Raw genomic sequence first — 17,780 nt, 5'->3', positions numbered from 1 at the left:
GCGGGCTTGCCCGCGAAGACGGTGGCACATTCAACGGCGCTGTCGGCTGCACAGCCGCTTTCGCTGGCAAGCCAGCTCCTACACAGTCGAGCCGTGCCCAGGTCATTGCAAGGGCGAGAACTTCGCGGGCAGGTAGATCGTCGAGCACATGTCGCGCAGTTGCGGGCCGGAGTTTTCCGGCGGCCAGACGCCGTCGGCGACCGCCTGGGTGCGCACCTGCAAGCGCTGTTCAAGGCTGGTCCACGGCCAGATGTGCAGGTAGCGCGGCAGCGCACCGTCCGTGGCATAAAACGCCGCGTACACCGGTGAATACTGTTCGGCGGTCCGCGCTTCGATGGCCTTGCTCCAGCCGTCGAGGGTGGGCGGCAACCCGCTGCTGACCAGGTCGTAAACGCGCAACTCATAGAACGGACCGTGCTGGCCGGCGCTCATGGGTTCGAGGAAGGGAAACAGCGTGTAGTTTTCGATGCGCAGATGGCTGATGAACTCGTTTACGCCAAAGGCCTCGCCCCCCAACAGAAACCGCTCGCGCTCCGCCTGCCGCAGGCTTTCGTCAGCATAGCCACGCAACACGGCAATCTGGTTCAACTGACCGATCTCCGAGGCCCAGCACCCCATCAGCGTGCCGCCGACATTCGGGTCATTCAGCGCAGCCTCGATGCGCGCCAACGCATCGGCGACGGTACGCACGCGCACGGTAAAAGTGATCAGTTCAAAAAAACGCATAACGACTCCGGCGAACGGTTTTCAAAGCCCACAGCCTATGACAGCCCCCGCCGGCGGGATATTGAGACGAACCCCATGGTTTACGGCATTTGCCGCAGTGAACTAGGTAGTTTCTTTACGTTGGGCAGCGCTCGATCATTCACACCTCGTGTTCTTCCATCACTTGAAAAAATCACTCGGCGTCTTGCCGAACTGCTTCTTGAACATGGTCGTGAACGCGCTCGGGCTGTCGTATCCCAGCTCGCCGGCAATGTCGATGATCTTCTCCCCGACGGCGATTCGTTCCAGCGCCAGCAGCAGTCGCGCTTGCTGGCGCCATTGGCCGAAGGTCATGCCGGTTTCCTTGCGGAACCGTCGCTGGATGGTTTTCTCGTCAAGGCCCAGCCGGGCGCTCCAGTCCGACACCGTCGAGCCATCCCCGAGATCACGCTGCAACGCGGTACAGATCAGGTTGATACGTTGATCGGCAGGCTGCGGCAGGTTCAATGGCAAGGTCGGCAGGATCGTCAGCTCATCCAGGATCAACCGCAACACCCGGGTTTCCCGCGGGTCCGGATCGACGGAAAAGTCGAAATCGACCGAGACCTTGATCAGCTCACTGAGCAACGCGGAAACACTCACCGCCCGGGTTTCGGCGGGCAGATCCGGGCTCGCGTCAGGGTGCACGAAAACGCTGCGCATCTTGATCGCCCCCACGCAGCGAATCGAGTGCACCTCTCCACTCGGCATCCAGATGCCACGGCTCGGTGGCACCGTCCATTGGCCCGTCGCGGCATGCACCACCATCACGCCTTCGATGGCATAGATCAGTTGATGCTTTTCATGCGAGTGCGGCGGGATGAACCAGTTTTCCGGGTAATCGGTCGCACTGCTGCGAACACTCCAGCCGCCCTGGTCGATTTCCGCCAGGAATGTCTGCAATGGCTTGATCATGACGCCCTTTTTGCGATGGTCAGCGCCCGAGTTGCGCGAGACGGGCACCCTTGAGGCCCCTAGGATAACGCCGAACCCCGAAATTGGCTGCGCCTTGCGCTCGCAGTTCGCGTTTTTATCCGGAACCTCGCCCATGTCGACCACTACCCTCAGCTCCCCCTCACCCACCGCCTCGGTTGCCAGCCAGGCCAGCCCTCTGGTCATGCGTGTCATCGGTGCCTGTGCCCTGGCGCACCTGATCAACGACCTGATCCAGGCCGTGCTGCCTTCGATCTACCCGATGCTCAAGGCCAGTTATGGCTTGAGCTTCACCCAGGTCGGCCTGATCACCCTGACCTTCCAGCTCACCGCCTCACTGCTGCAACCCTGGATCGGTTTCTACACTGACCGTCACCCCAAACCGTGGCTGCTGCCGGCCGGCATGGTCTGCACCCTGATCGGTATTCTGATGCTGTCGATGGTCGGCAGCTTCCCGGCCATTCTCGTGGCCTCGGCGCTGGTGGGGGTTGGCTCGTCGACCTTTCACCCCGAGACCTCGCGGGTGGCGCGCCTGGCTTCGGGCGGTCGCTACGGCCTGGCGCAGTCGACCTTTCAGGTGGGTGGCAATGCCGGCAGCGCCTTCGGCCCATTGCTGGCGGCGGCGATCATCATTCCCTACGGCCAGGGCAACGTCGCTTGGTTCGGCCTGTTCGCGGTGTTTGCCATCCTCGTGCAGTACGGCCTGAGCCGCTGGTACCGCAACCACCTGAACCTGTTCAAGCTCAAGCAAGGCAGCAAGGCCACCCACGGCCTGTCGAAACGGCGGGTGACGTTCGCCCTGGTGGTGCTGGCGCTGCTGGTGTTTTCCAAATACTTCTACATGGCCAGCTTCACCAGCTACTTCACCTTCTATCTGATCGAGAAGTTCGACCTGTCGGTGGCCAGTTCGCAGCTGTACCTGTTCCTGTTCCTCGGCGCCGTCGCGGCCGGCACGTTCTTTGGTGGCCCGATCGGCGACCGGATCGGCCGCAAGCGAGTGATCTGGTTTTCCATCCTCGGCGCCGCGCCGTTCACCCTCGCCCTGCCCTACGTCGACCTGTTCTGGACGGGCGTGCTGAGCATGATCATCGGCTTCATCCTCGCTTCGGCATTCTCGGCCATCGTGGTCTTCGCCCAGGAACTGGTGCCCGGCAACGTCGGCATGATCGCCGGGGTGTTCTTCGGCCTGATGTTCGGATTCGGCGGCATTGGCGCCGCGCTGCTGGGGCATCTGGCGGATATCCAGGGTATCGAGTACGTGTACACGCTGTGTTCGTACCTGCCGCTGCTCGGGATTCTGACGATCCTGTTGCCGTCTACCGGCAAACGTGGATCGGGAGCATGACTGACCGCTCCACCTGATCATTTTTGCTACCTGCCCTGTAGCACTCGGTAACACCCGGCCCTGTTGCGGTGCGTCTTCTCCACGACGCACCGCCAACCGCCGCGCTCCACGAGGGCAATATCGCCATGGCGTACTTTGTGCATCCAAAGGCCATCCTCTTCTGCCTGTAGCCGCCATGCGCCCCAAGGAACTGAAACTCTGGACCACCGGTGTCGCCCACCTGCTCGACCTGCCTGCCGGGCATGCGCGGCTGTCGGGGTTGAGCCACTGGATCCGGCAAATCTGCCCGGTCGATCATTTCGTGTTGTTTGTCTACGAAGGTAATCACCGGCCTCTGGCGTTGTTCGATACGTTCTCGGCGGACAAGCGCGCGGTGTATGTCGACGACTATCAGTGCGGGCCTTACCTGCTCGATCCGTTCTACCTGGCCTGCACCCGCGGACAGGCACCGGGACTGTGGCGTCTGCGCCAGTTCGCCCCGGACCATTTCTACCTCGGCGAGTACTTCCTGACCTATTACCAGCAAACCGGACTGGCCGAGGAAGTGGCGTTTTTCGTCGACCTTGGCGACGGCGCCACGGCGGTGCTGTCCCTGATGCGCTCGACCGCCAGCTGCGCGTTCAGCCGTGACGAAATGCAGTTGGTCGAATGCGCGCAGGCGGTGGTCGAACAGGTCATCAATGAAGCCTGGCGCTTGCGCCAGGCCCAGCAACCGCGCCCGGCGCAAGACCTGGACTTCAAGATCCGCGAAGCCTTCGACCACTTCGGCGCGCACATCCTCACCGGGCGCGAGCAGGAAATCGTGCAACTGTTGCTGCGCGGCCACTCCAGCGCCTCGGTGGCCGAACAACTGAGCATCAGCCCCGGCACGGTGAAGATTCACCGCAAGAACATCTACGCCAAGCTGGGCATTGGCAGCCAGTCGGAGTTGCTGGGGTTGTTCATTCGCGAGTTGACGGAGGATCCGTACCAAGTGACGAGCCTTGTGTAGGAGCGAGCTCGCTCGCGATGAACTCAAGAGCACCGCGTTCAGCCAGTCATCACACGTAATCGTTAACGACCATCGCGAGCAAGCTCGCTCCTACAACAATCTACTTCTATCCCCCAAGGGATATATACACCGCAAAACCCCGATTGCTAGTTTGGCCCCCGAGCACTGATTCATCACTGCAAGGGAGCCCGCATCGTGAACAACAGCGTGAACGACACCCCGCCAAGCGACATCGAATTCTGCAACGTGGTCAAACGCTATGGCGAGGTGCAGGCCGTCGGCGGTCTGAATTTCGCGGTGCGGCGTGGCTCGTTTCATTCCTTCCTCGGTGGCTCGGGCTGCGGCAAGACCACCACCTTGCGCATGATCGCCGGCTTCGAACAGCCCACCAGCGGCGAGGTGCGTCTGGCCGGCAAAAGCGTTGCCGGCGTGCCGGCGTTCGAGCGGCCGGTGAACATGGTGTTCCAGCATTACGCGCTGTTTCCGCACCTGACCGTGGCGCAGAACATTGCCTATGGCCTGCGCTATCGCACGCCACGCCCGGACAAAAAACAGCAACTGCGCATGGCCGATGAAGCGCTGGAGATGGTGCGCCTGAGCGGCTTCGGCCAGCGCAAGCCGAGCGAGCTTTCCGGCGGCCAGCAACAGCGTGTCGCCCTCGCCCGCGCCCTGGTCAACAAGCCGACGGTGTTGCTGCTCGACGAGCCACTGGCGGCGCTGGACCGCAAGCTGCGCAAGGAGATGCAATCGGAATTGCTGCGCTTGCAGCGCGAGGTCGGGATCACGTTCGTGCTGGTCACCCACGATCAGGAAGAAGCCCTGTCGATGAGTGACAGCATCAGCGTGATGCACAACGGTTCGATCATCCAGACCGCCACCCCGGAACAACTCTATGAAGCCCCGGCCAGCCGTTATGTGGCCGACTTTATCGGCGAGTCCAACCTGTTCGACGGCACCGTTCACCAACTCAACGGCCATTCGGTGGTGCTGCGTACCGAGCAGGGTCTGGAACTGACCAGCCCCCTCACCCCCACCGGCAAGGGCCTGAGCGCCAATGCCGCCGGTTGCATTGCGGTACGCCCGGAGCTGATCAGCATCGCCGGGGCCAACGCCGAAATGACCCGCGAAGTGAAGCTGCCGGGCTGCGTCGAAGATCGCATTTACCTGGGCAACTCCACCGAATACCGCGTCCGCACCCAGGCCTTCGGGGTGGTGTGCGTGCGTGTTCCGCGCCATCTGGATCACGGCGCCAATGCATTCGAACACGGCGCGGCAGTGCGCGTCGGCTGGGATCACGCCAATGGCCTGGCCATGGCGTTGTAAATCATCGATTCGTTTCATCAACCGGATGTGGAGCGTGCTATGGACCAGAAGACATTTATAAAAACCCTGCGCAGCTGGCAGAACGGCTCGATCAGTCGCCGCGACTTCCTTGGCCGCACCGGCCTGGGTCTCGCCGCCGCCGTAGTCGCCACCCACATGCCCGGCCTGCTGACCTCCAGCGCCGAGGCGGCCGAGCAAAGCAAACTCGGTGATCGCCTGTCGCTGGCGACATGGCCGAACTACCACAGCCAGGAAAACCTCGACGCCTTCGGCAAAACCACCGGCGCCCGGGTGTCGATGAGCGTGTTCGGTTCCAACGAAGAAATGCTCGCCAAATTGCAGGCCGGCGGCAGTGGCTGGGACGTGCTGGTGCCGACCAACTACACCATCAGCACCTACGTCGGGCTGGGCCTGATCGAGCCGCTGGACCTGTCGCGCATTCCCAACTTCGACGCCTCGGCGTTCCAGCAGAAATTCATGGCCCAGGGCACGGTGGACGGCAAGGTCTACGCGGTGCCGAAAAACTGGGGCACCACCGGCATGCTCTACGACACCGGCAAACTGAAAAACGGCCCGAGCAGCTGGAAGGAATTCTGGGCCGCCGCCCAGGGCCCGGCCAGTGGCCGGACGATGGTTCACGACTACCAGTTGACCGCCATCGGCAACGCCCTCAAAAGCTTCGGCTACAGCTTCAATTCCCTGGACCCGAAAGAACTGGCCGACGCGGAAAAACTGCTGATCGAGGTCAAGCCGCACCTGTTCGCGATCAACTCCGACATCCAGCCATCGATGCGCAGCGGCGATGCCTGGCTGGCGATGTCGTGGACCGGCGACGCCTCGCAACTGCACCGCGACAACGCGCAAATGCAGTTCGAGCTCGGCAAGGAAGGTGGCGAACTGTGGAGCGACTTCTTCGCGATTCCGAAAAGTTCGGAGCACAAGGACGCCGCCTATGCCTTCATCAACTACCTGCTCGACCCGCAGCACAACAAACTCGAAGTGCTGAGCCACGGCTACCCGAGCGGTGACAAGCGTGTCGATGCCTTGCTGCCCACGGCGATGCTCGACGATCCGATCATGTACCCGGCCGCCGAAGCCTTGAGCCCGCTGGAGTTCGGGGCTGCCGCCACGCTGACCAGCCCGGCACGCGCCGAACTGATGGCACGCTTCAAGTCCGCCTGATCGCTAAGCCATGGCCATTGAGGAGTCACCCATGAATGCCGCCGCCCACCCGCAAACGGTGCAGCCGGGCCGTGCCCTGGCCGTCGAGGTTCGCCAACGGCGCAACCTCGGCCGACGCATCACCCTGCTGATGCTCTTGCCTTCGACCCTGTGGTTCCTGCTGCTGTTATTGATGCCGCTGGTGATCATCCTGGTCTTCAGTTTCGGCGAGCGCAGCGCCGTGGGCGGTTACGCCGGTGGCTTCACCCTGGCCAACTACCTGAACCTCGGCTCACGCGGTGCGGCGTTCAGCAACACGCTGATGCTCGCGCCGCTGGGCACCCTGGTGTGCCTGGTGGCGGCTTATCCGCTGGCGTACTTCCTGGCGGTCAAGGTCACTAAAAGCCGCTCGCTGCTGCTGACCCTGGTGATCGTGCCGTTCTGGACCAGTTTCCTGATCCGCACCTATGCGTGGATCTTCATCCTCAGCGGCAAAGGCATTCCGGCGCTGCTGGCCAGCCTGGGCCTTGAGGATGTGCGACTGATCAACACGCCGTGGGCGGTGCTGATCGGCATCGTCTACGGCTACCTGCCGCTGATGGTGTTCCCGATCTACGTCAGCCTGGAGAAACTCGACAAGCGCCTGCTCGAAGCCTCGGCGGACCTCGGTGCCAGCGCCTTCGAAAGTTTCCGGCGCATCACCCTGCCCTTGTCCGCGCCGGGGATCATCACCGGGGTGATGCTGGTGTTCATCCTGCTGATGGGCGAGTTCCTGATCCCGGCGATTCTCGGTGGCGGCAAGGTGTTCTTTGTCGGCAACGCGCTGGTCGACCTGTTCCTGCAATCGCGCAACTGGCCGTTCGGCAGTGCCTTGGCCATGACGCTGGTAGCGATGATGCTGCTGATCATCGGCGTGTATTTGAAACTGGTGGCGCGCTATGGCGGCCGCCCTGCCGACGGAGGCCTGTGACATGTGGCTGCGCAGCTATTCGACATCGCTGTACCTGTTCCTCTACGCACCGATTGCCCTGATCGTGCTGTTCAGCTTCAACGCCGGGCGCAGCGGCCTGGCCTTTCAGTGCTGCTCGGTGCAATGGTTCGGCACCGCATTCGGCAACCCGTTCATCATGGAGGCCCTGGGCAACAGCGCACTGATTGCCTTCAGCTCGGCGGTGATCGCCACGCTGTTCGGCACCCTGGCGGTGTTCGGCTTGCAACGCTGCGGCAGCAAAGTGCGGATGCTGTTCGATGCGTTGACCTATTGCGCGATCATCGTGCCGGGCATCGTCATCGGCATCTCGACGCTGATCGCCTTCATCAGCCTGTTCGACCTGATCAACCCGCTGCTGGCGAGCGGGTTGCCGACGGTGCCGAAATTGAACATGGGTTTCTTCACCGTGATCGCCGCGCACTCGCTGTTCACCATGGCCCTGGTCATGGTGATCGTGCGCAGCCGCGTCGATTCGCTGGACAAGGCCTTGCTCGAAGCCTCGGCCGACCTCTACGCGCCGCCGATGGACACCTTCTGGCGGGTGACCCTGCCGCAGATCAGCCCGGCGATCATGGCCGGTTTCCTGCTGGCCTTCACCTTCAGCTTCGACGATTTCATCATTGCGTTCTTCGTCGCCGGCTCAGAAACGACGCTGCCGATCTACATCTTTTCCTCCATCCGCCGTGGCGTGACGCCAGAGATCAACGCGATTTCGACGGTGATCATCTGCGTGTCGCTGGCCCTGCTGTTCACTTCCCGCCATCTGCAAAACCGCCGTACCGGCGTCCAGGAGTCGCACCATGCGTGATCAGCTTTACATCAATGGCGAGTGGGTCAGCCCGGATCTGGGCGGCTATCTGGACGTGATCGACCCGGCCACCGAACAGGCCTTCCATCGCGTGGCGGCAGGCACCGAAGAAGACGTCGACCATGCCGTGCGCGCAGCCCGTCGCGCCTTCGACAATGGCTGGGGCCAAAGCAGCGGCGCCGAGCGCGCGCAGTGGCTGGAGGCATTGGCCGATGAACTGGAAACCGGCAAGCAGGCACTCTCGGAACTGGAAGTGCGCGACAACGGCAAACCCTTGCCGGAAGCACAATGGGACATCGGCGACGCCATCGCCTGCTTTCGCTACTACGCCGGTCTGGCCCGCGAACTGGACCAGCAGCAGGACCAGCCGCTGGCGTTGCCGGACGCGCGTTTCCGCTGCCGAATCCGCCACGAGCCGATTGGCGTCGCCGGGCAAATCATTCCCTGGAACTACCCGCTGCTGATGGCCGCGTGGAAGGTGGCACCGGCCTTGGCCGCCGGGGCCGCGGTGGTGTTGAAACCGTCCGAGCTGACGCCGCTGACCGCCCTGGAATTGGCCGCCGCCGCCGACCGCATTGGCTTGCCTGCCGGGGTGTTGAACGTGGTCACCGGTCTCGGCGCCGACGCCGGCAGCCCGCTCACCGAGCATCCGGGAGTGGACAAACTGGCGTTCACCGGCAGCGTGCCCACCGGGGCGAAAATCATGTCGGCGGCGGCGCGGGACATCAAGAACATCAGCCTGGAACTGGGCGGCAAGTCAGCCTTCATCGTGTTCGATGACGCCGATGTCGAAGCGGCGGCGGAATGGATTCTGTTCGGGATTTTCTGGAATCAGGGCCAGGTGTGCAGCGCCACCTCACGCCTGCTGGTGCAGGAAGCCATCGCCCCGCGCCTGATCGAGCGGCTGGTGGAAGAGACCCGCAGGATCAGCATTGGCCCCGGCATGCAGCCCGGGGTTCTGCTCGGGCCGCTGGTCAGCCAGGGCCAGTACGACAAGGTGCTCGGCTTCATCGACCAGGGCCTGGCCAGCGGCGCCCGTTTGCTCACGGGCGGACGGCGACCGGCGCATCTGGCCGAAGGTTACTTCATCGAACCGGCGATTTTCGATGAGCCGGGCCACAGCAGCATTCTGTGGCGCGAGGAAGTGTTCGGCCCGGTGCTGAGCATCAAGCGCTTCAAGACCGAAGAGCAAGCGCTGCAAATGGCCAACGCCAGCCGCTTCGGCCTGGCCGCCGCCGTGATGAGCGCCGACTTGCAGCGCAGCGCCCGGGTCGCCAACCAGCTGCGCGCCGGGATCGTCTGGGTCAACTGCTCGCAACCGACCTTCGTCGAGGCGCCCTGGGGCGGCATGAAACACAGCGGCATCGGCCGGGAGCTGGGCCAATGGGGTCTGCACAATTACCTGGAGGTCAAGCAGGTCACCGAGTACGTCAGCGACCAGCCGTGGGGTTGGTATTTGAAGTAAGTTGGTCAACTGTGGGAGCGGTGGGTCAGCCAATATCTCTGTTGGATGTACTGGCCTCTTCGCGGGCAAGCCCGCTCCCACAGGGTTATCTGGTGTGCGCAACATCTACGGGTATCCAAAAAACATTGTGGGAGCGGGCTTGCCCGCGAAGAGGCCGGTACATCCAGCATCAAAGTCGCCTGCCCCGCCCATATCCGCCGACAGTTCCGTTGCCAAGGCAGGCTTGTGACAACGGGTCAGCAACGCGTAAGTTGAACGGCCTACCCCTTCAAGACACGCCGGAGTTGATCAATGCGCATCGCCTTGCTGTCCGACATGCACCTGTCTGTCAACGCGATCCCCTTTCCCGCCGTGGATGCCGATATTGTCGTGCTCGCCGGGGATATCGCCCGGCCAGCCAAGGCCATCGAATGGGCCAGAGCCTGCCCGGTTCCGCTGGTGTACGTGGCGGGCAATCACGAGTTTTATGGCAGTGACCTGGTGTCCACCCACGAACAGTTGAACAGCCTGGCGCAAGGCACGCAGATCCACGTTCTGGAGCGTTCGGAGTACGTCCACGACGGCGTGCGTTTTCTCGGTTGCACCTTGTGGTCTGACCATCGTCTGCTCGACAGCCCCGAGGATCGGACGCAGGGTATCGATCTGGCAACCCAACTGATCCGTGACTTCAGCCACATCAAGATCGCCCCCGACTTTCCAGACCTGTTCACGCCCGCCATTTCCCAACTGGTGTTTCTGCAGACGGTCGCCTGGCTGGAAGACTGCTTCACCCGCGACCGCAGCATGCCCACGGTAGTGGTCTCTCATTTCGCCCCGACACGGTCGAGCATCAGCCCGGCGTTTGCCGGTTCGCCGATCAACTCAAGCTTTGTCTCGGACCTCGAGGCGCGGATCAAAGACTGGCAGCCGGCACTGTGGCTGCATGGCCACACCCATGGCAGTTTTGATTATCGGGTGGGCAACACCCGCGTGGTCTGCAACCCCCGGGGCTATGCCAGGAATGGCATCAACGAAAATCCTGATTTCAATGACGCCTTCGTGATCGATCTCGCGCTCTGAGGCAACCCTCGGATCAACAGTTCCAGCGTCTCGAACAGTTCGACATCCTACGGCCGGGCCGAACCCGCGTCTGGCGCGAAACGTTGCGCGTACTCCCTGGGGCTCACCCCAAGGCGCCGGACAAAAACCTTCCTCAGCACGTCGACACTTTGATAACCGCATCGGCGTGCGACCTCTTCCATCGAGCGCCCGCCCAGTTCGAGCTCCCGGCAAGCCGCTTCCAGCCGAACGTCTTCAACGTACCTGGCCGGTGTGGTCTGCAACTCCCGCTGAAAGATCCGTATCAAAGTTCGGACGCTAGTGGCAAAGCGATCCGCGAGGATTTCCACGGTCAGTTGTGAACCCAGGTGTTCGCTGATCCAGTGGCGCAACTCATCCAGATTTGAACCGGGAACCTGCTGCGATTGCAGGGCGACACTGAACTGCGCCTGCCCACCGGGACGGCGCAGGAACAGCACCAGGTTTTTCGCGATGTCCAGCGCGGCGTCATCACCCAAGTCTTCGCTGACCAGTGCCAGGGCAAGGTCGATGCCCGCCGAGATGCCGGCCGAGGTATAGACGTTGCCGTCCTTGATCCAGATCGGATTCGGATCGACCTGCACCTTGGGGTAACGCTCGGCCAGGTCCCGCGCCATGCGCCAGTGAGTCGTCGCACGGCGCCCGTCCAGCAGCCCCGAATCCGCCAGGGCGAACGCGCCGACACAGATCGAGCACACCCGTCGCACGCTTTGCGACCTCGTGCGAATCCATTCGATGGCCGCCCCGTCCAGTTGATCGATGGCCTGCCAGCCCGTCGCCACGATCAGCGTGTCGATGGACTTGTCGGCATGCCGCTCGTGCTCAAGGGTCGTGTGCGCCATGAGCCCGATGCCGGTGCTGCTCGCCATCTGCGGGTCGACACCCGCGCAGACCAGCTCAAGTACGTAGGGCGCGAAGGCTCCCTCGTGCAGGGTATTCGCCAGGGAAAACACCTCGGCCGGGCCGATCACATCGAGCCCGTCCACGGGTGGCAGGCCCAATATCACGATGCGTTTTGGCGTACGGCCGATCGATGGCTGGCCGGGTTTTGTCTTGCTGGTCACGGCTGACTCCCGCAGGTTCAAGGCGCCAATATTGGCACAAATCATCCGTAAATAGTCAATTGTGCCACCCGCCAGATCCCTAGAGTGAACGTCAAGTCATCTTCATCCCCGGGAGGCAATATGAATACACCCATCAACATCGGCGGCTTCAGCGCTCCAGACTCCGAGCTGGCCCGCAGAGCCGCTTTGCTCGTGGAGCGCGTCCACTCCAGGGCGCTTTTGCATCATGTGCACCGGACATGGTGGTTTGCCGAATTCCTCGGCCAGCGCCGGGGCTTGCAGTACGACCGGGAAACGGTCTACCTCGCGGCATTGCTGCACGATCTGGGGCTGACGCCCGAGTTTGCCGCCAACCAGCGCTTTGAAGTCGATGGCGCCGATGCCGCCCGTCGTTTTGTCCTGGCCAACGGTTATGCGCAGGCAAAAGCCGAACAGGTCTGGGATGCGATCGCCCTGCACTCCAGCGCCGGCATCGCCGAGCGCAAACAGCCGGAAATCGCCCTGATCTATCTGGGCGCCCATGTCGACGTCATGGGGCTGCATCTGGATGAAATCACCCCTTCGCTGGTAGACGACACACTCGCGCTCTACCCCCGCATCGGCATGAAAGCGGCCTTTACCCAGGCCATTGCGCAAGTGGCGAGGAAGAAACCCCATACGGCCATTGGCACCGGGCTCGCGGATGTCGGGCGTCGCCACATCCATGGCTTCGATTGCCCGAATGTCTGCGACCTGATCGACAACGCGCCCTTCGACAGCTGATCCAATCCAATCGGTTTTTTTACAGAGAGAGACTCCATCATGCAGCCACGTACCTACCTCATCACCGGGGCAACCGGTAAGACCGGCGTTCATACCGTCCGTCATCTGCTCAACGAAGGTCATGCGGTGCGCGCTTTCGTGCATCAACTGGACGAACGCAGCGCCGCATTGCAGAACGAGGGCGCCGAAATCTTTGTCGGCGACCTGCTGGAACACGACGACATCTTGCGTGCCATGGATGGCGTGACCGGCGCGTACCTGTGCTACCCGGTTCGCCCCGGCTACATTCAGGCGACGGCCTACTTTGCCGATGCCGCACGGCGCGCAGGCGTCGAGGTGGTGGTGGAAATGTCGCAGATTTCCGCCCGCGAAGACTCGCTGAGCCATGCCGCCCGCGACCACTGGATCGCCGAGCGCGTACTCGACTGGTCAGGCGTGCCTGTGGTGCACATTCGCCCGACATTCTTTTCCGAATGGCTGATTTTCCCGTGGGTGCTGGATCAGATCGTCAAGGAAAACAAAATAACGCTGCCGTACGGTAACGGGCGGCACGCACCGATTGCCGCCGAAGACCAGGCCCGTGTGATCGCCAGGCTACTGACCCAACCATCCAGTCATATCGGCAAGACCTACCCGCTGTGCGGCCCGGTCGAACTGAGCCATGGGCAAATCGCCGAGGAAATCAGCGCCATCGTCGGCCGCACCATCACCTACAATCCATCGACGCTGGAGGAGTATCGCCAGCACCTGCAGACCTACGATCTGCCGGAATTTGTCATCCAGCACTTCCTGGAAGTGGCCGTCGATTACCAGAACGGGATCTTTGCCGGAGTGGATGGCGTGATCGGGCAGATCACCGGTCAAGCGCCGCAAACGGTGGCTGACTTCGTACGGGCCAATCACCAATTGTTCGAACAGTGACCGTGGCGGGCGTATGCGTCGGCCACTAAAGACCCGCGCATACGCCCAACGCTTTCAACAGCACCGCGTATTGCACTTGCCCCGGCCAAAACGCGCTTCCTGGCGTTCGCGGAAAAACGCCTCATGACTCATGACCGGCTCGCCCGGATGGTTACGGGCCATTTGCGCCACGTAGTTGTCGTACTCGGGAACGCCGACCATCAATCGGGCACCCTGGCTGAGCAATCTGGCGACCTGCTGCAATTTGCGAAACATGGCTGATCTCTCTGTGAACGTCGGACCTGGGCCATGAAACCGCGCTCATGTATCTGCATTGTGTCCACATCGGGCGCCTTTGTATTTTCAAGTATCCGGGGTCGCGCCCGATGGAGCGCCGGCAACCCGCTACACTTTCCTCGCTCCGCCGCTGCACCCGAGCGGCCAAAAACCCCTGACTTCTGATCTGGAGGTGTCCCATGAGCGATAGCAGCGAACTCACTACCTTTACCGGCTGGGCCGCCACGGCAGCGGGCGCGCCACTGCAACGCTACAGCTACGATCCCGGCCCGTTGGGAAACGATGAGGTGGAAGTCGCCGTGGAATATTGCGGCGTCTGCCACTCCGACCAGTCGCTGATCGACAACGATTGGGGTATCAGCAGCTACCCGTTTATTCCCGGCCACGAAGTCGTTGGCCGTATCGTGCGGCTGGGCGCCCAAGTGCGCGGTCTGGAAATGGGGCAACGGGTGGGCATCGGTTGGTACAAGGGCAGTTGCATGCATTGCACGTCGTGCATCGAAGGCTCCCATAACCTGTGTCGCACGGTTCAACCGACCATCATCGGCAGCAACGGTGGCTTTGCCGACCGCATTCGCGCGCACTGGGCCTGGGCCCTGCCGATTCCGGACGGGCTCGACCCGGCGCTGGCCGGGCCGTTGTTCTGTGCCGGCTCGACCGTGTTCAACCCACTGTTGGAATTCGGCATCAAGCCCACCGACCGGGTCGGCGTGGTGGGTATCGGCGGCCTCGGTCACCTGGCGCTGCGCTTTCTCAACGCCTGGGGCTGCGAGGTCACGGCGTTCACCTCATCATTGAGCAAGCAGGAAGAAGCCAGGCGCCTGGGCGCGCACAAGGTGGTCGCCTCGACCGACACCGATGCACTCAATGCCATTGCCGGCACCCTGGATTTTCTCCTGGTCACCGCCAACGCCAACCTCGACTGGACGGCCATGCTTGCCACCCTGCGCGGCAAGGGTCGCCTGCACTTTGTCGGCGTCGTGCCCGATGCCATTCCGGTGCACGTGTTCAACCTGATTCCCCAGCAAAAAGTCCTGTCCGCCTCACCGGTCGGCTCACCCGCCAACACCGCGACCATGCTGGAGTTCTGCGCACGCCATCAGATCCTGCCGCAGGTCGAGATGTTTCCCATGAGCCGGATCAACGAAGCCATCGATCATCTGCGCAGCGGCAAGGCGCGCTACCGCGTGGTGCTGGACGCCAGTCAATGACAGGCCGCTTGTAGGCGCTGGCTTGCCAGCGATAGTCGTTAACGATAACGCGTGTAAACCGGATAAACGCGGCGCATTTGAGTCCATCGCCAGCAAGCCGGCTCCTACAATTCCCCGGGAATGCGTGAAGAACCTCTTTTGCCCTCAGGGATTAGCCACCTGCGCCGGCATATGCGGGTCATTCCAGGTAAACCGATAGGCTTTGACAGTGTCTTGCGGCACGCATTTGCCGGTGTCGGCATCCGCCCCCACGATCGACCAGTTCGCCCGGGAGTTTTCACCCAGTTCACGGGCCGCCTCGGGTTTGAAGCACTGGTTCAGCACGTCATCCGGCACCAAGGCGTAGGCCTTGGGGTGTTCGCGCAGATACAGCGCGGCTTTTTCGATGGACGAATAGTCCATGCCGAAATGCACGATCGGCTGACGGGCAAACAACCAGTGCCCCTCCTCCCAGTTGACCAGCACCAGATCGGCGCCCTGGGTCATGGTCGCAGCCTGCGTCATGAGCACCTGATCGATGTTGGTGCCTTCCTTGAGCGGTTCGATGAAACCACGGGCGAACCACAACACGAACCAGGTCGCCACCAGTGCCGGGAACACCCGGCGCAAACGCGGGTGTCTTTTGAACCAGCGCTTGAGCATCCACGGAATCAACGGCGCAGCGACCAGCACCAGCCCAGGCAGCGCCGGGTAGATGTACAACTTGCGCTTGCCGCTGCTGATGCAGAAAAACAGCACCACCAGCGCTACCCAACCAAGCAATACCAGGACCCGGCCGTCACGTTTTTGCAACTGACGGCGCCAGGCGGGCACCAGCCATGGCAGCACCAGCACCAACGGCAGCCAGTACTGCGGAATCACGTTGGTGAAGAAATACCAGAACGGCTCACGGTGATGCCACGCGGCGGCATAGCGGCCCGCGGTCTGGTGCAGGAGGATCTCCCGCGCATAGGCAATTTCGTCTGGGCTGCCATTGAAGAGGATGGACAAGGCCAGGGGCAGCAACCAGATCGCAATCGCCGCGAGCATCAGCGCCAACCCCAGCAACCACTTGCGCGCCTCGCCGGGCATGGCCACCACACCGGGCCAGTCTTTGCGCACCGCATAGGCGTAAGGAATCAGCAACAGCGCCGGCAGAAAACCCACACCCTTGGTGATCACGCCGATACCCATGGCCGCGCAGCCCACGTAAAACCAGCGCCATGCCGGGCCGAGTAGCAGGTGTCGCGCCAGACCGTACAGGCCCAGGGAGGTGAACAGAATCAGCAAGCTGTCGATCTGACCAGTGCGCAGGATGCTGTAGGTCTGGTACGTCGCCAGGTACAACAGTGCGGCGTTGCGCCCGGTACGCTGGGTCCACAGGCGTCGGCCCAGGTCATAGACCATCGCCGTGACCGTCACCGCCGAAAACAGGCCCGGGATGTAAAGGGCGATGTTGGGCTTGCCGGTCAGCCAGGTGAAGAACGCCACCGTCCACATGAAAATCGGCGGCTTGTCGCCGTAGATTTCGGCAGCCCGGTGCGGGATCAGCCACGAGCCGTTTTGCAGCATCTCCAGTGCGACGCCGAGGAAGCGTTCCTCATCCACATTCTGGGCCTGGCGTAGCCCCATTCCCGCGCCGATCAGCAACAGGGCAAGCAGCATCAGGCCCAGGCATTCGACCCTGGGCGACAATGATCTACGCATGGTTTATTCCTTTACGCTTCTGCTTTTGGCAATCAACTGCAGGTTGCGAAAATAGACGAGGGAGCCAAACGCCTGCCCGGCGATGAACACCGGGTCCTGGCGGTAAATGGCGTAGGCGAGCAACAAGGTGCTGCCGACGATGCTCAAGTACCAGAAGTTGGTCGGGATCACGCTGCGTTTCTTGTACTCGCTGTACAGCCACTGCAGAACAAACCGCCCGGTAAAGGCCACCTGCCCCGCAAAGCCGACGATCAGCCACAGGGTTTCACGCGACAACATCATCCTTCGATCTCCTGGGCAATGGTGTTCAGCCGCGTGCGTTTGATCAGCCACCAGACCCCGAACAAGTCGAGAATGCCAACCAGCGCGCGGTCGAGGTTGCCGTATTTCGACACCCCGGCCGTGCGCGGCCGGTGGTTGACCGGGTGCACGATCATGCGCCCGTTATGGCGCTGGATCAGCGCCGGAATATAGCGATGCATGTGGTCGAAGTACGGCAGGCGCAAGAACGCCGCGCGCTCGATCAGCTTCAGGCCGCAACCGGTGTCCGGGGTGGCGTCCTTGAGCAGGCGCCGGCGCAGGTTGTTGGCGAAGCGCGAGGCGTAGCGCTTGCTCGCGGTGTCGCGACGATTGACCCGGTGCCCGGCGACCAGCTGCACATCGACCTGGCCCGGTTCGCCGCGCACCAGCGCCAGCATGCCGGGAATGTCCGCCGGATCGTTCTGGCCGTCGCCGTCGAGGGTCGCCAGCCATTGCCCGCGGGCCTCCCGTGCCGCGTGGTACAGCGAGGTGCTCTGCCCCAGCGACCGTTCGTGATGGAGGATGCGCAAGGTGTCCAGGCCATCGTGGCGCATCTGCCGCAACTCCTGCAGGGTCGAATCGGTGCTGCCATCGTCGACCACGATGATTTCGTAAGCCTCATCGGCCAGTGCCACGCGGATTTCCTCAAGCAATGGCTTGAGGTTGTTCGCTTCGTTCTTGGCGGGAATCAGTACGGATACAAAAATGTCTTGGCTCATGGA

Annotated in this window: 18 protein-coding genes; 11 read left to right on the top strand and 7 right to left on the bottom strand. The window is 62.4% G+C overall.

The window, feature by feature from the left end; genetic code table 11:
• Positions 1 to 102: 102 nt before the first annotated feature.
• Positions 103 to 726 carry an NIPSNAP family protein gene (locus PMI31_RS23740; protein WP_008021506.1) on the bottom strand — a complete coding sequence of 208 codons (624 nt, stop codon included), beginning with the start codon at positions 724 to 726 and terminating at the stop codon, positions 103 to 105.
• Positions 727 to 885: 159 nt separating this feature from the next.
• Positions 886 to 1,659, bottom strand: a complete 774-nt coding sequence (locus PMI31_RS23735) for an AraC family transcriptional regulator (protein ID WP_008021504.1) — start codon at positions 1,657 to 1,659, stop codon at positions 886 to 888.
• A 133-nt stretch (positions 1,660 to 1,792) separates the two neighbouring features.
• Between PMI31_RS23735 and PMI31_RS23730 the strand changes: the two genes are divergently transcribed.
• From PMI31_RS23730 to PMI31_RS23695, 8 genes are all read left to right on the top strand, one after another.
• Complete coding sequence (locus PMI31_RS23730) at positions 1,793 to 3,022, top strand: MFS transporter (RefSeq protein WP_008021502.1); 1,230 nt, start codon at positions 1,793 to 1,795, stop codon at positions 3,020 to 3,022.
• 175 nt (positions 3,023 to 3,197) lie between these two features.
• The gene (locus tag PMI31_RS23725; protein ID WP_008021501.1) at positions 3,198 to 4,013 is read left to right on the top strand and encodes a response regulator transcription factor; all 816 of its coding nucleotides are present in this window, start codon (positions 3,198 to 3,200) and stop codon (positions 4,011 to 4,013) included.
• A gap of 195 nt (positions 4,014 to 4,208) precedes the next feature.
• Entirely contained in the window at positions 4,209 to 5,336 is a 1,128-nt protein-coding gene (locus PMI31_RS23720) for an ABC transporter ATP-binding protein (RefSeq protein WP_008021499.1), read from the top strand.
• A 39-nt stretch (positions 5,337 to 5,375) separates the two neighbouring features.
• A complete protein-coding gene (locus PMI31_RS23715) occupies positions 5,376 to 6,518 on the top strand; it encodes an ABC transporter substrate-binding protein (protein ID WP_008021497.1) in 1,143 nt (380 codons plus the stop codon).
• Positions 6,519 to 6,549: 31 nt separating this feature from the next.
• Positions 6,550 to 7,467 (top strand): ABC transporter permease, encoded by a 918-nt coding sequence (locus PMI31_RS23710; protein WP_008021495.1) that lies wholly within the window; start codon positions 6,550 to 6,552, stop codon positions 7,465 to 7,467.
• 1 nt (position 7,468) lies between these two features.
• On the top strand, positions 7,469 to 8,296 hold the full coding sequence (locus PMI31_RS23705) for an ABC transporter permease (RefSeq protein ID WP_008021493.1): 828 nt from the start codon (positions 7,469 to 7,471) through the stop codon (positions 8,294 to 8,296).
• A complete protein-coding gene (locus PMI31_RS23700; RefSeq protein ID WP_008021491.1) occupies positions 8,289 to 9,761 on the top strand; it encodes an aldehyde dehydrogenase family protein in 1,473 nt (490 codons plus the stop codon). Before PMI31_RS23705 ends, PMI31_RS23700 begins: the two co-directional genes overlap by 8 nt.
• A gap of 291 nt (positions 9,762 to 10,052) precedes the next feature.
• Entirely contained in the window at positions 10,053 to 10,820 is a 768-nt protein-coding gene (locus tag PMI31_RS23695; protein ID WP_008021490.1) for a metallophosphoesterase family protein, read from the top strand.
• A 47-nt stretch (positions 10,821 to 10,867) separates the two neighbouring features.
• Here PMI31_RS23695 and PMI31_RS23690 read toward each other — a convergent pair whose 3' ends face one another.
• A complete protein-coding gene (locus PMI31_RS23690; protein ID WP_008021488.1) occupies positions 10,868 to 11,902 on the bottom strand; it encodes a GlxA family transcriptional regulator in 1,035 nt (344 codons plus the stop codon).
• A gap of 120 nt (positions 11,903 to 12,022) precedes the next feature.
• On the opposite strand from PMI31_RS23690, the gene PMI31_RS23685 reads away from it, so the two are divergent.
• Both PMI31_RS23685 and PMI31_RS23680 read left to right on the top strand, forming a co-directional pair.
• Entirely contained in the window at positions 12,023 to 12,664 is a 642-nt protein-coding gene (locus PMI31_RS23685; RefSeq protein ID WP_008021485.1) for an HD domain-containing protein, read from the top strand.
• Between the two features lie 39 nt (positions 12,665 to 12,703).
• Entirely contained in the window at positions 12,704 to 13,585 is an 882-nt protein-coding gene (locus PMI31_RS23680) for an NmrA family NAD(P)-binding protein (protein ID WP_008021483.1), read from the top strand.
• 54 nt (positions 13,586 to 13,639) lie between these two features.
• Here PMI31_RS23680 and PMI31_RS23675 read toward each other — a convergent pair whose 3' ends face one another.
• Entirely contained in the window at positions 13,640 to 13,840 is a 201-nt protein-coding gene (locus PMI31_RS23675; RefSeq protein ID WP_008021482.1) for a YbdD/YjiX family protein, read from the bottom strand.
• A gap of 200 nt (positions 13,841 to 14,040) precedes the next feature.
• Between PMI31_RS23675 and ahr the strand changes: the two genes are divergently transcribed.
• Positions 14,041 to 15,072 (top strand): NADPH-dependent aldehyde reductase Ahr, encoded by a 1,032-nt coding sequence (gene ahr, locus PMI31_RS23670; RefSeq protein WP_008021479.1) that lies wholly within the window; start codon positions 14,041 to 14,043, stop codon positions 15,070 to 15,072.
• Positions 15,073 to 15,216: 144 nt separating this feature from the next.
• Here ahr and PMI31_RS23665 read toward each other — a convergent pair whose 3' ends face one another.
• Genes PMI31_RS23665 through PMI31_RS23655 form a run of 3 tightly spaced genes read right to left on the bottom strand, consistent with a single transcriptional unit; the run spans position 15,217 to position 17,777 of the window.
• Positions 15,217 to 16,758 carry an ArnT family glycosyltransferase gene (locus tag PMI31_RS23665; RefSeq protein WP_008021477.1) on the bottom strand — a complete coding sequence of 514 codons (1,542 nt, stop codon included), beginning with the start codon at positions 16,756 to 16,758 and terminating at the stop codon, positions 15,217 to 15,219.
• Between the two features lie 3 nt (positions 16,759 to 16,761).
• The gene (locus tag PMI31_RS23660) at positions 16,762 to 17,040 is read right to left on the bottom strand and encodes a lipid-A-disaccharide synthase N-terminal domain-containing protein (RefSeq protein WP_008021476.1); all 279 of its coding nucleotides are present in this window, start codon (positions 17,038 to 17,040) and stop codon (positions 16,762 to 16,764) included.
• The gene (locus tag PMI31_RS23655; RefSeq protein ID WP_043302603.1) at positions 17,037 to 17,777 is read right to left on the bottom strand and encodes a glycosyltransferase family 2 protein; all 741 of its coding nucleotides are present in this window, start codon (positions 17,775 to 17,777) and stop codon (positions 17,037 to 17,039) included. The genes PMI31_RS23660 and PMI31_RS23655 overlap by 4 nt, the downstream gene beginning before the upstream one ends.
• Positions 17,778 to 17,780 lie beyond the last annotated feature (3 nt).

The organism is Pseudomonas sp. GM55, from assembly GCF_000282395.1.
Lineage (GTDB): Bacteria > Pseudomonadota > Gammaproteobacteria > Pseudomonadales > Pseudomonadaceae > Aquipseudomonas > Aquipseudomonas fluorescens_CC.
This window is presented reverse-complemented; position numbering and strand designations above follow the sequence as displayed.